The sequence below is a fragment of the Microbacterium sp. Leaf179 genome, assembly GCF_001423785.1.
In the GTDB taxonomy this organism is placed as follows: Bacteria; Actinomycetota; Actinomycetes; order Actinomycetales; family Microbacteriaceae; genus Microbacterium.
On sequence record NZ_LMPH01000002.1, the window covers coordinates 158,376 to 171,453 of the forward strand.

A 13,078-nucleotide genomic window follows, 5' to 3' on the forward strand; every position below is an offset into this window, starting at 1 on the left:
GGTCGGACCGGGCCCGCCGATAGGTTCGGAGGGTGACCGACATTCCCCGTGACGTACCGCCGCCGTCCGCCCTCCCCGACGCCGTCGCACCGCCGACGTCGACCGACTCACTGCCCGCCATGGAGCTCACCGGCTTGATGAAGCGGTTCGGCGAGAAGACGGCGGTCGCGGGGCTCGATCTCACCGTGCCCGCGGGGTCGTTCTACGGCCTCGTCGGACCGAACGGCGCGGGAAAGACCACGACCCTGTCGATGGCGACGGGTCTGCTGCGCCCCGATGCGGGCGTCGCGCGCATCCATGGCGTCGACGTCTGGGCGCAGCCGGTCGAGGCCAAGAAGCTCATCGGCAACCTCGCCGACGGCGTCCGCCTATTCGACCGCCTCACCGGCGAGCAGTTGGTCACCTACACGGGCATGATGTTCGGCCTCGCGCGCGACGAGGTCGCCGCGCGCACCGCCGATCTGCTGCGCATCATGGACCTGGGCGAGGCGGCCGGCACCCCCGTCGTCGACTACTCCGCCGGCATGACCAAGAAGGTGGCCCTCGCGTGCGCCCTCGTGCACGCGCCCCGCCTGCTCGTGCTCGACGAGCCCTTCGAGTCGGTCGACCCGGTCTCGGCGGCGAACATCGAGGACATCCTGCGCGGCTACACCGCGTCGGGCGGCACGGTCATCGTGTCGAGCCACTCGATGGACCTCGTGCAGCGCATGTGCGACCACGTCGCCGTCATCGCGCAGGGCCGGCTGCTGGCATCCGGGACCGTCGACGAGGTGCGCGCGGGCGCGACCCTGCAGGACCGCTTCGTCGACCTCGTCGGCGGACGCCACCACGCGGAGGGGCCCCAGTGGTTGCGACAGTCCTGAGAATCCGGTTCCGCGTGCTGGGCAACACCCTCACGCGGAGCCCCATGCAGCTGGTCGGCTTCATCTTCGGTGTCCTCGGCGCCCTCTGGATGCTGCTGCTGGCCGGGGTCGGCCTCTTCTTCATCGGCACCCTCGACTTCGACGTCGCGCGGGCGGCGGTCACGGCCGCCGGCGCCGTGCTGACGCTCGGATGGGTGATCGGCCCGGTGTTCGCCGCGGGGATCGACACCACCCTCGACCCTGCCAAGCTCGCGCCGTTCCCCATGACCACGCGGCAGATGATGGTGGCCATCACCGCCGGCGGGCTCACCGGCGTTCCCGGGATCGCCACGAGCCTCGGCGCCCTGTTGACCTTCCTCGTGTGGCTGCGCGAGCCCATCGCGGCGATCGCCGCGCTCGTCTGCGTGCCGCTGGGCGTACTCATCTGCGTGGTCGCCTCGCGGGCGGTCGCGGCCCTGGCCGGTGGCCTCGGCGGCGGACGACGCACGCGCGAGCTCATCGGCCTCATCGGCTTCGCGGTGCTCATCTTCGCCAGCCCCCTGCTGGTCGGCATCCTCAACGGCGTCCGCGCAGCGACCGACCAGGGCATGCAGGTGCAGTCGATCGTCGACGGTGTCGCGTGGACGCCGATCGGTGCAGCCTGGGCCGTTCCGGGCGACCTCGCCGCCGGCGCGTGGCTTCCCGCGGTGGTGAGGTTCGTGATCGCCGCCGCCACGCTGTGCGTGCTCTGGCTGCTGTGGAACCGCAGTCTGGCGGCCTCGGTCGTCGCTCCCCCGGCCCGCTCCGCGGCTCGTCGGCGCTCGGGCTCGCTCGGCTGGTTCGGCGTCATGCCGTCGAGTCCCGTCGGCGCGACCTGGGCGCGCTCCCTCACGTCGTGGACGCGGGACATGCGCTACATCAAGCAGCTGCTGTTGATCCCGTTCGCGCCGGTGCTCATCCTGCTCTACTCGCAGTGGAACCTGTCGTCGCCGTTCTTCGCCCTGTCGGGGCTGCTCGTGGGCTTCTTCGCCGGGATCCTCGCGTACACCGACGTCTCGTACGACGGCACCGCCTTCGCCACGGTCATGCAGACCGGCATCCGGGGACGCGACGACCGCCTCGGACGCATGCTCGGCGCGGCGACCGTCAGCGTTCCCCTGGTCATCCTCGCCGACCTCGTCACCCTCGGCATCGCCGCGCGCTGGGACCTGCTCCCGGCCGTGCTCGGCGCCTCTCTCGCCCTCACCCTGGTGGGGCTCGGGGTGAGCGCCGTGAGCTCGGCGTTCCTCGTCATCCCGACGCCGGCACCCGGCGATTCGCCGTTCAAACGCGTGCCGGGGTCGACGTTCGCGATGTTCCTGACGTTCTTCGCGTGCTGGGTGCTCGTCGCCGCGCTGTCGCTGCCCGCCGTCATCCCCGCGCTGATCGCCGCGTTCGGCGGTTCTGCCGTGGCCGGATGGATCGCCCTCGCGGTCGGGCCCGTGCTCGGAGTCGTCGTGTTCGCGATCGGCATCGTGGTGGGCGGACGTCGTTTCGACGCGGGCGCTCCGGCGCTGCTCGCACAGCTGCGGACGTATCAGGGGGCGTGAACCGACAGGAGGGGCCCGGCATTCGCCAGGCCCCTTCTTCGCGTCCGCCGAGGGCTCGGGGCCCATCGCGGAGGGGGGAATATCACGCCGCGTAAGCGCTTCCGAGAGCCGATCGACTGGTGTCGGTTGCACCGAACGCAGGATCCTGGCGACCAGCGCGATGTCACCCGGAAGATCGCACTCGCATGGTGGAGTATGCATACATCATACGTATGAGGTACATTAGGCACCGGTCACCCGACCTCGTCGAAGAAGACAGGAGTTCAGCAATGCCGCATCACTTCCCCGGCGCCCGTCGCCGTCTCGCCTTGGCCGGCGGCCTCGCCGTTGTGTCCGCCCTTGCACTCAGCGCATGCAGCCCCGGAACCACCGGCGGGGGCGAGACCGATAGCGCCTATGGCTTCACCACAGCCGATCAAGATGCCTCCAGCGCCATCACCGTCTGGGTGGATTCCTCCCGCGAGCCGCTCGCGCAGGCGTTCGAGACGGCCAACCCTGATGTCGCGCTGAACATCGAGACGTACGACGGGGGCGCCGGCGGGTCAGGCTCGTTCCAGCAGAAGGTCGCGCTGTTCGACCAGTCGGGTGAAGGCTGGCCCGATGTGGTCTTCTCGACGCAGCAGAACGACACGTCGTGGGTATCGAAAGAGAACAACGGCGTTCAGGCATTCGCGGCTCCTTTGAACAAGGGCTTTCTCGATCAGAGCTTCCTCGACGGGTTCACCGATGGCGCGCTCACCCCGATGACGGTGGACGACAGCGTCTACGGCCTCCGTAACGACCTCGCCCCCGTCGTGTTCTGGTACAACCAGGCGCTGTTCGATCAGTTCGGCTACGCCGTGCCCACGACGTGGGAAGAGTACAAAGATCTCAGCGACAAGGTCGCCGCCGAGCACCCCGGCTACATCCTCGGCTCGGTGGGCGACTCGTTCCAAGCCCCCTACGTCTACTACTGGGGTGGTGAGGCCCCCGTCTTCCAGGTCGACGGCGACAGCTTCTCGTCGAACTTCTCAGACCCGAACTCCGAGAAGGTCACCGAACTGATCGACCACATGCTCGCCAACGGCACGCTCGTCACCGACAGCGTCTTCGGCAGCGACTTCGTCACGAAGTACAAGGACAAGATGCTCGGCATCCCTGGTCCCGCCTGGTACGCGGGCGCGCTGTTCCAGAACCCCGAGAGCCTCGACTACGCCGCGGGCACGATCGGCGTGGGGGGACCACTCACCTGGTCCGATGGCGACAAGGTGACCGGCAACGTCGGCGGTGGCGTCTGGTACGCCTCGAGCCACTCCAAGAACCTCGACGCGGTCAAGAAGTTCCTCGAATTCGTCACCAGCTCCGACGATGCGGCGACACTCGCGTCGGGTCTGCCTGCCTACCAGTCGGCGGCAGACGCCTGGCTCAAGGATCAGGCAGCCAGCAACTTCTACACCGGCGACTTCACCGGCAACATCTCCTCCGCCGCAGAGTCGGTCTGGCAGGGCTGGGGCTACCCGAGCTTCAGCATCGAGGCCGCCTACTCCAAGGTCGTGCTGCCCGCCATCACCGCCGGTAAGACGGTCGCGAGTGTGAGCGGGGCCTGGAAGACCGAGTTGGACAACCAGGCGCAGGTGCAGGGCTACACGCTCGCCGAATAGCCGCTCCGCCCTTCTTCGCGGGCTGGTCGCAGCTGCCTCTGCGCTGCGGCCAGCCCTCCACCCGAACGGATATGACCATGCTCTCCCTCCGCCGAGCGCAGTCGACGTTCGCCTACCTCATGGTCGGTGGCTACGTCGTCCTGCTCCTGGCGTTCGGCGTCGTCCCGACGCTGTACGCCGCCTTCCTCGCCTTCACCCGCGACGGTGCATTCGTCTGGTTCCAGAACTTCGAACGCGTCGTCACTGATTTCCGCTTTCTCCCCGCCGTAGGGCACGTCGCGGCGTTCGTCGCCATCTGGTTGACGACCCTCGTGATCATCGTCGTCATCCTCGCCGTCATCGTGCACGCGATCCGCGTGCGGTGGCTCTCGTCCACGGCACGTTTCATCTTCTACATCCCCGGCGCGCTCGCCGGCGCCTCGAGCGTGCTGCTGTGGCTGTTCATGCTCGACCCGACCGTGAGCCCCGTCAGCGGTCTCCTGCGGGCGCTCGGTTTCGCCACCTTCGTCGACGTCGTCGGCAATGAGGGCAACCTTCCCGTCGTCTTCACCGTCATCGCCTTCTGGGCCGGAGCCGGTGGCTGGATCGTCATCATGTACGGCGCGCTGAACAACATCAGCGTCGAGGTCATGGAGGCCGCCCGCATCGACGGCGCGGGCCCCGTAGCCACGGCCTGGTACATCCAGATCCCGCTGCTACGAAAGTGGATCTCGTACATGGCCGTCATGTCACTCGCCGCCGGCACCCAGCTCTTCGTCGAACCGCGGGTCCTCTCGCAGGCGAGCAAGGGCGTCGTCGGTCTGGACTACTCGCTCAACCAGGTGGCCTATCTCTACGCCTTCCGGCAGAACGACTTCAACGGCTCCGCGGCGATCTCACTGCTTCTGCTCATCGTCGCCGCCGGCCTCGCCGCCTTCTTCGTCTTCCGAGGAGGACTCTTTGAACGCGACTAAGCGCGTGCTGACCCCGGCCGTCTTCCTCGGGCGGTCTCTGGTCACCGTGATCATCCTGTTCTTCGTCTTCGTCTTCGGCCTCCCGGTGATGTGGCTGTTGTTGGCGCCGTCGAAGTCATCGGCCGAACTGACCGGCCAACCGCCCTTCAGCTTCGGGTCGTTCGCGACGATCGCCGACAACTGGGCGCGGCTCTCCGAGTTCCAGAACGGCATCATCTGGCAATGGACCGGCAACGCGGTGCTCTACACCGGCGTCGCCCTGGTGATCACGCTGATCGTGACCATCCCCGCGGGCTATGCCCTGGCCATGACGAGGTTCCGCGGCCGCGGACTCCTGCTCGTAGTGACCCTCGTGGTCATGCTCATTCCGAACACGGCACTCGTGCTCCCCGTCTTCCTCGAGATGAGCGCGCTGAAGCTCGTCGGGACGCCGTGGGCCGTCATCCTGCCCTTCTCGTTCTTCCCGTTCGGGGTGTATCTGACCTACATCTACTTCACGACGAGCGTCTCGAAGGATCTGCTCAACGCAGCCCGCATCGACGGGGCGAGCGAACTACGGGTCTTCCGCTCGGTGGCACTGCCACTGGCCACCCCCGTGATCGCACTGGTGGGGTTCTTCAACCTCGTCGGCAACTGGAACAACTACTTCCTGCCGTTCGTGATGGAGCCCGGCCGTAAGGCCCCGATCCAGGTGGGACTGGCGGAGCTGCTGTCCAACGTGCCCCTGTTCAACCCCACGTCGGCCTCATCGGTGACGCTCGATCTGCCCGTGATGGCGCTGGCCACTCTCGTCTCGGTCGCGCCCATCCTGATCGTCTTCCTCTTCTCACAGAGGTTCCTCGTCGAGGGAATGACCGCGGGCGGTACCAAGGAATGACCCCGTCACCCGGGATGAGAGAGGTCCGGCCATGAAGATCACCGGCTACCGACTGATCAGCGCCACTGTCGATTGGGGCCGCCCCGTCGGCGACGTCAACGGCTTCATCGCCTCGGGAATCACCGCCCTCCCCATCGTGATCGTCGAGACCGACGAGGGCATCGAGGGAGTCGGGATGGGGATGCACGACGGTGTTCCGCAGCTGTTCGAGGCGGTCGAGGGAGAGGATCCTCGGGCCACCTCGGCTCTGTACGACCGGATGATCTCCCGAATGTTCAAGAACGGCCACGGGGGCGCGACCTTCGGGGGGATCGGCGCTCTCGACACCGCCTTCTGGGACATCAAGGCCAAGTCGGTGGGGCAGCCCTTGTGGCGTCTCCTCGGCGGGCGCGATCGGTTCGTCCCCGGTTACGCATCGGGCCTCGACATCGCGCTCGATTCGGAAGCGCTCGGCGCCTACTACCGCTCGATGAGTGATCGAGGATTCACCGCCGCCAAACTCAAGGGCGGTCGGGACGTGCAGCACGATTCCGAACGACTTGCGCTGGTGCGCGACATCCTCGGCCGTGCAACAGACGAACCGTTGGTCATGCTGGATGCCAACGAGTCGTGGAACCTGTCTCAAGCCGTTCGCTACATCCGCCATCTCGAGGAGAAGGTCGAGCTGGCCTGGATCGAGGAACCGCTGCGTCGGTGGGATGCGCAAGGACTCCGTAGACTCCGCGACAGCGTCGCGCCTGCCATCGCCACCGGAGAGAACCTGACAGGACTGGAGCAGTATCAACAGCTCTTCGACGCCCAAGCGGTCGACATCGTGCAGTCGTCCGCGGTCTGGGGCGTGACGCACGGTCTTCGCGTCGCCATCGCCGCTCATGCGCGCGACCTCGTCGTCAGCCCGATCGGCATGGGATCCAATCCGGCGGTCTCGAGTGTGGCGACCGCCATCCCCAACCACCTCATGACCGAGGTCACGACGCCGCGCATGCCCGCTGGCATCCGCCTCGACTATGAGGTCTCCGACGGTGGACTCGTCCTCGGCGATCTCCCCGGCGCGGGCGTGGTGGTCGATGCCGGAGTCGGACGCGGTGCCGCCGATTACGTGTGGGGCGGCGCCACCGGACCGCACGTACGCAGCAGCCGAGCGGGCCTCGAGTTGAGCGTGCGCCTACCGTCTCGGCCGGCATCCCCGGAGTAACATGCTCCCCATGCCTTCTGCCCCGTTCGCTGGGAACGTGCCACGCCCGAAGCGGGGCCAGATCGATCGCATCGGAGTCCGGGTCCTCGAGGAGCTCGTCGAGATGATCGTCACCGGATCGGTCGCGATCGGTCAATTCCTTCCCCCGGAGCAAGCTCTGTGCGACGAATTCGGCGTGAGTCGCACGGTCGTCCGGGAATGCATCAAACGCATCCAGGAGAAGGGGCTTGTCGTTGTCGCTCAAGGACGCGGGACGCAGGTGCGTCACTTCAGCGATTGGAACGTGCTGGACCCCGATGTCTTCGATGCTCTCGTGCGCCACGACGCGTCGCTCGGCGTGCTCGACGAGGTGAGCGTGGTCCGCGCGGCGCTCGAAGGCGTGATGGCCAGCGAGGTCGCCACGAATGGAAGCGCCGAGGCGCTCCTGACGATCGAAGAGCACTTAGATGACATGCGGCGTCTGCAAGACGACAGTGCCGCCTTCCTCGAAGCCGACAAGCAGTTCCACTTCGCGACCATGGCGGCCAGCAACAACCGGATCGCAGGAATAATCGCACGCTCGTTCTTCGTCCGACCGCTGCAATCAGCTCGTTGGGAGGGCAACATCCCCGTCGACGGTTTGACGCGAACCCTGGACGAGCACGAGCGCGTGTTCGCCGCGATCCACGCTCGCGATGCCACTGCGGCACGGGTTGCGATGGAGGAGCACATCCTGGGTTCGTGGCGCCGCCGTCGCCTCCTCGACGGCAACCATCACCTCAGTCCCTGACGCCGTCGAGGTGGAAGACCTCGGGCAGCGGGAGCCAGCGGTGCTCCTCCGCGCCCTCGACAGGCACCTGCAGCGTCGCCATTAATGCGTTCCATTCGATACAAGCGGGTATGAGGTCGAGAGCGGCGAGGTCGCCCTCATAGTCGGTGCCCTCGTACTCCCAATACGAGAACAACACCGTTCCATAGCGGTATATCGAGTAGGTGCGGATGCCAGCGGCGGACAGCGCCACGAGGACACCGGGCCACACCTCACGGTGGTGACGCTCGTACTCCTCGATCGCGGATTCGCGCAGACCCATGACCGCACCGGCCCGACGCACCGTAGACATCTCAGACACAGTCTGTCTCCCCCTTCGTGATCACGAGCCTCATCGGCACGATAGCGCGGAGTACGGCGCTGTCCGCGTCCACGAATTGTCGCCCACCTCCACGGTCGCGGTGACCTGACCTGACGGCAGGGACGTGACGCGGCTGTTCACCGTCGCGGCGACGGTCTTGTTCGTTCCGACCTGTGTGAAGGATTTGTCGCCGTAGGTCGAGGCCATCGTCGCCTTGAGCGGGGTCTGCCCATTGTTGCGGAGCGACATCAGCACGTACGCCTTGCCCCCCACACAGCGTGACTCTGCTTTCACGGTGAAAGCGGGGGTGGTAACGGAGGCGCTGGCGGCCGATCGAGGACTCTCGCCCACGGCGTTGACAGCCGAAACCTCGTACGTGGCCGTCGTTCCTGGCGCCACTCCGGTCACACGCACCTGCGTGCTTCCGACTGCCGCCGCACCGAGAGGCGCGGTACCGCCGGCGGCATACACGCGGTACTCGAGTACGGGGCTTCCGCCGTCCGCCGACGGGGCGGTCCACGAAACAAGCACGTCATCCCCTTCGGATGCCGCGGTCACACCTGTCGGTGCCGCCGGAGCACTCGTGACGGGCGGGCTGACGATCCGCCACACCTGGTTGACGGCGTCGGAGCAGGTCCACAGGCCGATCCTCGTTCCCACGCCGTTGCCGCCGCCCAGGCCGTCGACGCACAGGCCCGACCCGACTCCGACCAGATTGCCGTTGCTGATGATCTCCCACTTCTGGTCGGGCGATCCCGTGCAATCCTCGGCCGCCAGCTGCGTCTCAAGCGCGCGATGCCCGCCCTCTGCCGCCAGGCATTTGCCGAGCACGCGCAACTCCCGCTCCGCCGTGTAGGTGAATGCCTGGTCGGCACCCCCGTCGCAATCGGCGAGCACTCCGCGTGAACCCGATCCGCCGACGTCGATGCACCGGCCCGCGCGGGTTTCGGTGAGCTTCGCGTTCGTCGGCGCGGGATCGATCCGCCAGATGACGCCCGCCGAGGGGGACGACGCCGCGCCTGCCGAGTCGAGGGTGAACAGACGGTACTTACCCGGGGTCGCAGGGACCGCGATGGACTCCGCCGACCCGGATGCGGTCGTGATCGTCGCTCCCGGCACGAACGACGTCGTCCCCTCCGGTGCGATCCAGACCGAGCGCGTCGGGTCAGCCGAGCGCCTGATCGGGATCGACGCGCTGCCACTCTCCACGCGCACGCTCGTCGGCAGCACCTGGTCGGCCGACGACAGCACCGGTGATGCCAGGAGGTCCCAGTACTCCGACTGCAGACCGGAACCGAGGGCGACGTCGTACGCCTCTCGCGGCCAGATCTTGTCGGGGAACACCAGCAGGTTGTCGATACGACTCTGGGGAACGACGGCCTCGTAGATCTTGTTGTTGGGCGACCAGGTGTTGGTGATCGTCAGGTTGTTCTGCCGACCCCACACCCCCGAGTTCAAGGCCCACAGCACACCCTCGGAAATATTCAGGACGTTCTTGTCCCACAGGAGTGAGGCGGATCCCTCGTCAGGGTGCAGGCCGTAGGTGTGGCCGGCACCGACACCCTGGATGTAGTTGTTCGACAGCTCGGTGCCCGGCTGCGATCCGAGCGTGTAGATGGGAGCGGAGTCAGCGAGTGCGCCCATGGTGTCGTAGAACGCGTTGTATCTGACGGAGTTGTCGCGCGCGACGGTGGTCGGCACTCCGGGGCGGACCGAGTTCGCGTCGCCGTCGAAGTCCTTCCAGCCCCAGCCCAACGAGATTCCGTTCCAGGTCGTCTTCTCCACGCGGTTGTGTTCGAAGACGAGCCCGTCCAAGAAGTACGCCGCGACGACAGGAGATCCCGCGAACAGAGTGGCGGTGTCGTAGAGGTAGTTGTTGGTGACCCGGATGTCGGTGGGAGCGCCCTCCACGCCGGGCATGTACTTCTCCCCATTCGTCGGCGTGCCATCACCGATGTAGACGTGCTGCGGATGCCCGATGCTGATCGCCGTTCCGCCGATGTCGCTGGTCGAGTTCCCCGTGATGTCGGTGTCGACGACGTCGTTCATCAGGCTGATGCCGTCGGCACCGACATGTTTCACGCTGTTGCGAGTGAACGAGAGCCCGCTGGCACTCGACACCTCGATGGCTGCCGGAGCAAGATCGACATTTCGGTACTCGTACTGGTGCCAGTTGCTCTTGGCGTACGCCACGTTCGACAGGTTGGACTGCGTCGCCTGCTTGACCATCGAACCGTCGACCGTCGCGAGATTCCAGTCGGTGTGCTCGACCGTCAGCCCCTCGAAGGTGAGATTCTGGACGCGATCGGAGGTCGAGTTGCCGGCGATGTCGAGGACGGTCTCGAGCTCGTTGGGGGCCACCACCGGAGTGTTCGACATGTCGACACCGGGCGCGGCCTTGTAGAACACGGTCTGAGCTGCCCGGTCGAAGTAGAACTCACCCGCGGTGTCGAGGAACTCGTACGCATTGCTGATCGTGTGCGTGCCCCCCGTCGCGAAGGGGCCGTACATCGCCCCCATCGCGATCGCCGCACCCGGTTGCTGCAGCCGCAACAGACGCTGACTTCCCCCGGAGATGGTGTCGACCGCGCGTACACCCACCAAAGCCGTCGTCCAGGTCGTCGCGCTGGTGATCTCGATGTCGCCCACGTTGCGACTGATGGCGGGGACGGACCCCGCGTCATACGCGATGCCATCGCATTCGGTCCCCGACTCCCACGCCCAGGGAGCCTGACCGGCAGTGATCGAGTACGTCCCGACGCATCCCCGCGACGACACCGTGGTGCTCGCCATCTGCGCACGCCGACCATCGACATAGAGCGACCGGAGCTTGCTGTCTCGGGCGAGAGGCGCCTTCCACACGTCGCCATCGTCCCGGGTCCACCCCGTGACCGCCGTTCCCGCATCGAGCACGGGGCGCTCTCCCTCTGCGGCGGAGTAGATCACGCGGTGTCCGTTGGTCCCGGAATCCTCCACCGTGAAGTCGATGGTCTGGGTGATGGGGTACGTACCCCCTTCGAGGACGACGCGGATGTCGCCCGTCATGTCGTCGTTGACGGCGCGCACGGCATCTCGCGCCCTCTCGATCGTCTTGAAGGGCGAGGCAGACGAGCCATCGGCCGCGTCATCCCCCTGAGGGTTCACCGTGAACGTGACCTCAGCCGCAGCGTTGGCCGGGGCGGAGTGCGCCCATGCCATCCCCGCGAGCGAGACGGTGACTGCGGCGAGCCCCGCGATCAGCGTCCGCCACCGGAAAGTAGTCCTGAATGTCTCATCGTTGAGCATCGTCGATCTCCTCTGACCAGCATGCCCACCGGTGAGGCGAGCAAAGCTATGACATCATACCAATACGGCCTCACGCTAGAGCAAGACTGCGTCTTCGTGCCGTCAGACGCCCGGCCGCCGTCGTCACGGATGTTCCGACGAGCCGGGGTTCATTCGGCGCCTCACATGCCGTCCGACGACGACCCCTCCGGCGAGCAGCGCGACGCCGCCCGCCAGAAGAAGAAGGCTCGCCTCTCCCCCACCCGTCTGCGGGAGGACTCCGACACCGCAGAGCGGGATGCAGTCGTCCTGCGGCAGGGGAACCGGGCCGGGCCGGGGTGAGATGTGCACGCTCACGCTGACCGCGCCGGAATCCGGGTGATCGTCGTCGCCGATGAGCGCGGCACCGCAGAGGAGAGCGGGGGCCAGCAGCACGGCTCCGATCACCGCCGTCATCCGCGGCGTCCGCGATGACATCCGCGTTCTCACGATGCGGATCGGTCGACGGTCACGCCCGTGGCTGCCTCGCGGATACCGTCTTGCCGAGCCTGGGCGATCAGGGCGCGCACCCGCCGGCGGTTGCGCACGGTGCTCCACGTCAGCCCGCCGACGACGAGAACGGCACCGCCCAACAGCAGCAGTTGGGGCAGCGGCGGGGCCCACACGGTCGTACCGCCGCGGGCGACGACAGAGGGCGCCTGTGCGCCATCGAGAGCGACCCCGGCGAGATCGGCCGACACCTCCACCGGTACCAGGAACAACGGCACGACGTCGGGGACTCGAACCTCGAATGCCCGACTCTCGCCCGGGAGGAGCTCCTGGGCCTCGGCGCCCGACTCCGGGAAGGCGACGGACTCTCCACCGATGTCCACACGCCCGGCGATCACCAGACGCGTGTTCCCGGTGTTGGTGAGAACGAAATCCGCGTCGACCGTCCCGGCCGAGAAAGGATTCCATGCCGTCGCGTACTGCGCGGCGACCGACGTGACTTCCGCGTTCGGTGCAAGCGCCCCCGTCACCCTCGTCATCACCCGGAAACCGACGCGGCCGTTGACGCCCACGGCGGCACCCCCGGCGCTCGCGTCCGCCGCCGTGACCGACGCGGCGACTCCCGCCGCGTGGTCGCCGGGTTCGGCATTGTCGGGAACGACCGTGGTGAAGGGGATGATCGTGGTCTCATCGGGTCCCACGGTGACCGAGGGCGCAATCGAGATCCAGGTGCCCGCCGCCACGGACTGCTCACTCGCCGGAAGCATCGTGAACCGCCCCTCCTCGGTGACGTATCCGTCCGCCGCGGTGAGGGCGAAGGTGACAGCCTCGGCACTGAAGTTGTGCAGCACCAGGTATTCTTCGCTGCGTGCCCCGGGAGCAAGCTCCTGTTCTACCCACGATCGCCCATCGGGGCCGGATTCGGTGCCCGGCCGCACCGACCAGGTGACGGGTGACGACGTGGCGGGCGCGCTCTCTTCTGCGTGTGCCGCAGAGATCGGCACGAACAGCGCGAACGATGACAGGACTACGGCGCTCAGCACGGAACGGGCGAAGCGACGGATGACGGAGCTGTACGGCATGGATGAGGCGGTTCCGATTCGATGGGCGGTGGCGGCGC

The 13,078-nt window shown here is 67.0% G+C and carries 11 protein-coding genes; 7 read left to right on the plus strand and 4 right to left on the minus strand.

The annotated features are described in order from the left end of the window. The first annotated feature begins 119 nt into the window (after window positions 1–119). The 7 genes from ASF96_RS08260 to ASF96_RS08290 all read left to right on the plus strand — a co-directional run bounded on the left by ASF96_RS08260 (window position 120) and on the right by ASF96_RS08290 (window position 7,865). Window positions 120–863: an ABC transporter ATP-binding protein gene (locus tag ASF96_RS08260; RefSeq protein ID WP_055939325.1), complete on the plus strand. Its 744-nt coding sequence runs from the start codon at window positions 120–122 to the stop codon at window positions 861–863. Window positions 864–877: 14 nt separating this feature from the next. Then, window positions 878–2,431 (plus strand): hypothetical protein, encoded by a 1,554-nt coding sequence (locus tag ASF96_RS08265; protein ID WP_235560557.1) that lies wholly within the window; start codon window positions 878–880, stop codon window positions 2,429–2,431. 269 nt (window positions 2,432–2,700) lie between these two features. After that, window positions 2,701–4,071 (plus strand): ABC transporter substrate-binding protein, encoded by a 1,371-nt coding sequence (locus ASF96_RS08270; protein ID WP_055938021.1) that lies wholly within the window; start codon window positions 2,701–2,703, stop codon window positions 4,069–4,071. Between the two features lie 77 nt (window positions 4,072–4,148). Beyond that, window positions 4,149–5,024, plus strand: coding sequence for a carbohydrate ABC transporter permease (locus ASF96_RS08275; protein ID WP_055939328.1), 876 nt, complete (start codon window positions 4,149–4,151; stop codon window positions 5,022–5,024). Further along, window positions 5,011–5,901 carry a carbohydrate ABC transporter permease gene (locus ASF96_RS08280; RefSeq protein WP_055938024.1) on the plus strand — a complete coding sequence of 297 codons (891 nt, stop codon included), beginning with the start codon at window positions 5,011–5,013 and terminating at the stop codon, window positions 5,899–5,901. Before ASF96_RS08275 ends, ASF96_RS08280 begins: the two co-directional genes overlap by 14 nt. 31 nt (window positions 5,902–5,932) lie before the next feature. Continuing rightward, window positions 5,933–7,096: a mandelate racemase/muconate lactonizing enzyme family protein gene (locus ASF96_RS08285; RefSeq protein WP_055938028.1), complete on the plus strand. Its 1,164-nt coding sequence runs from the start codon at window positions 5,933–5,935 to the stop codon at window positions 7,094–7,096. A gap of 10 nt (window positions 7,097–7,106) precedes the next feature. Continuing rightward, window positions 7,107–7,865, plus strand: a complete 759-nt coding sequence (locus ASF96_RS08290; protein ID WP_055939331.1) for a FadR/GntR family transcriptional regulator — start codon at window positions 7,107–7,109, stop codon at window positions 7,863–7,865. On the opposite strand, the gene ASF96_RS08295 is transcribed toward ASF96_RS08290, so the two are convergent. From ASF96_RS08295 to ASF96_RS17155, 4 genes are all read right to left on the minus strand, one after another. Further along, complete coding sequence (locus ASF96_RS08295; RefSeq protein WP_235560590.1) at window positions 7,855–8,196, minus strand: L-rhamnose mutarotase; 342 nt, start codon at window positions 8,194–8,196, stop codon at window positions 7,855–7,857. The two genes, ASF96_RS08290 and ASF96_RS08295, sit on opposite strands and share 11 nt — an antisense overlap. Window positions 8,197–8,235: 39 nt before the next feature. Further along, window positions 8,236–11,490, minus strand: a complete 3,255-nt coding sequence (locus ASF96_RS08300) for a ricin-type beta-trefoil lectin domain protein (protein WP_082509479.1) — start codon at window positions 11,488–11,490, stop codon at window positions 8,236–8,238. A 123-nt stretch (window positions 11,491–11,613) separates the two neighbouring features. After that, complete coding sequence (locus ASF96_RS17150; RefSeq protein WP_055938035.1) at window positions 11,614–11,925, minus strand: LPXTG cell wall anchor domain-containing protein; 312 nt, start codon at window positions 11,923–11,925, stop codon at window positions 11,614–11,616. 29 nt (window positions 11,926–11,954) lie between these two features. Next, window positions 11,955–13,040, minus strand: coding sequence for a hypothetical protein (locus ASF96_RS17155; protein ID WP_055938038.1), 1,086 nt, complete (start codon window positions 13,038–13,040; stop codon window positions 11,955–11,957). Window positions 13,041–13,078: the final 38 nt, after the last annotated feature.

Coding starts and splice junctions, on each gene's coding strand:
- ASF96_RS08270 (WP_055938021.1), top strand. CDS start 2,701: ATGCCGCATCACTTCCCCGGCGCCCGTCGCCGTCTCGCCTTGGCCGGC.
- ASF96_RS08290 (WP_055939331.1), top strand. CDS start 7,107: ATGCCTTCTGCCCCGTTCGCTGGGAACGTGCCACGCCCGAAGCGGGGC.
- ASF96_RS08260 (WP_055939325.1), top strand. CDS start 120: ATGGAGCTCACCGGCTTGATGAAGCGGTTCGGCGAGAAGACGGCGGTC.
- ASF96_RS17150 (WP_055938035.1), bottom strand. CDS start 11,925: ATGACGGCGGTGATCGGAGCCGTGCTGCTGGCCCCCGCTCTCCTCTGC.
- ASF96_RS08295 (WP_235560590.1), bottom strand. CDS start 8,196: ATGTCTACGGTGCGTCGGGCCGGTGCGGTCATGGGTCTGCGCGAATCC.
- ASF96_RS17155 (WP_055938038.1), bottom strand. CDS start 13,040: ATGCCGTACAGCTCCGTCATCCGTCGCTTCGCCCGTTCCGTGCTGAGC.
- ASF96_RS08300 (WP_082509479.1), bottom strand. CDS start 11,490: ATGCTCAACGATGAGACATTCAGGACTACTTTCCGGTGGCGGACGCTG.
- ASF96_RS08285 (WP_055938028.1), top strand. CDS start 5,933: ATGAAGATCACCGGCTACCGACTGATCAGCGCCACTGTCGATTGGGGC.
- ASF96_RS08275 (WP_055939328.1), top strand. CDS start 4,149: ATGCTCTCCCTCCGCCGAGCGCAGTCGACGTTCGCCTACCTCATGGTC.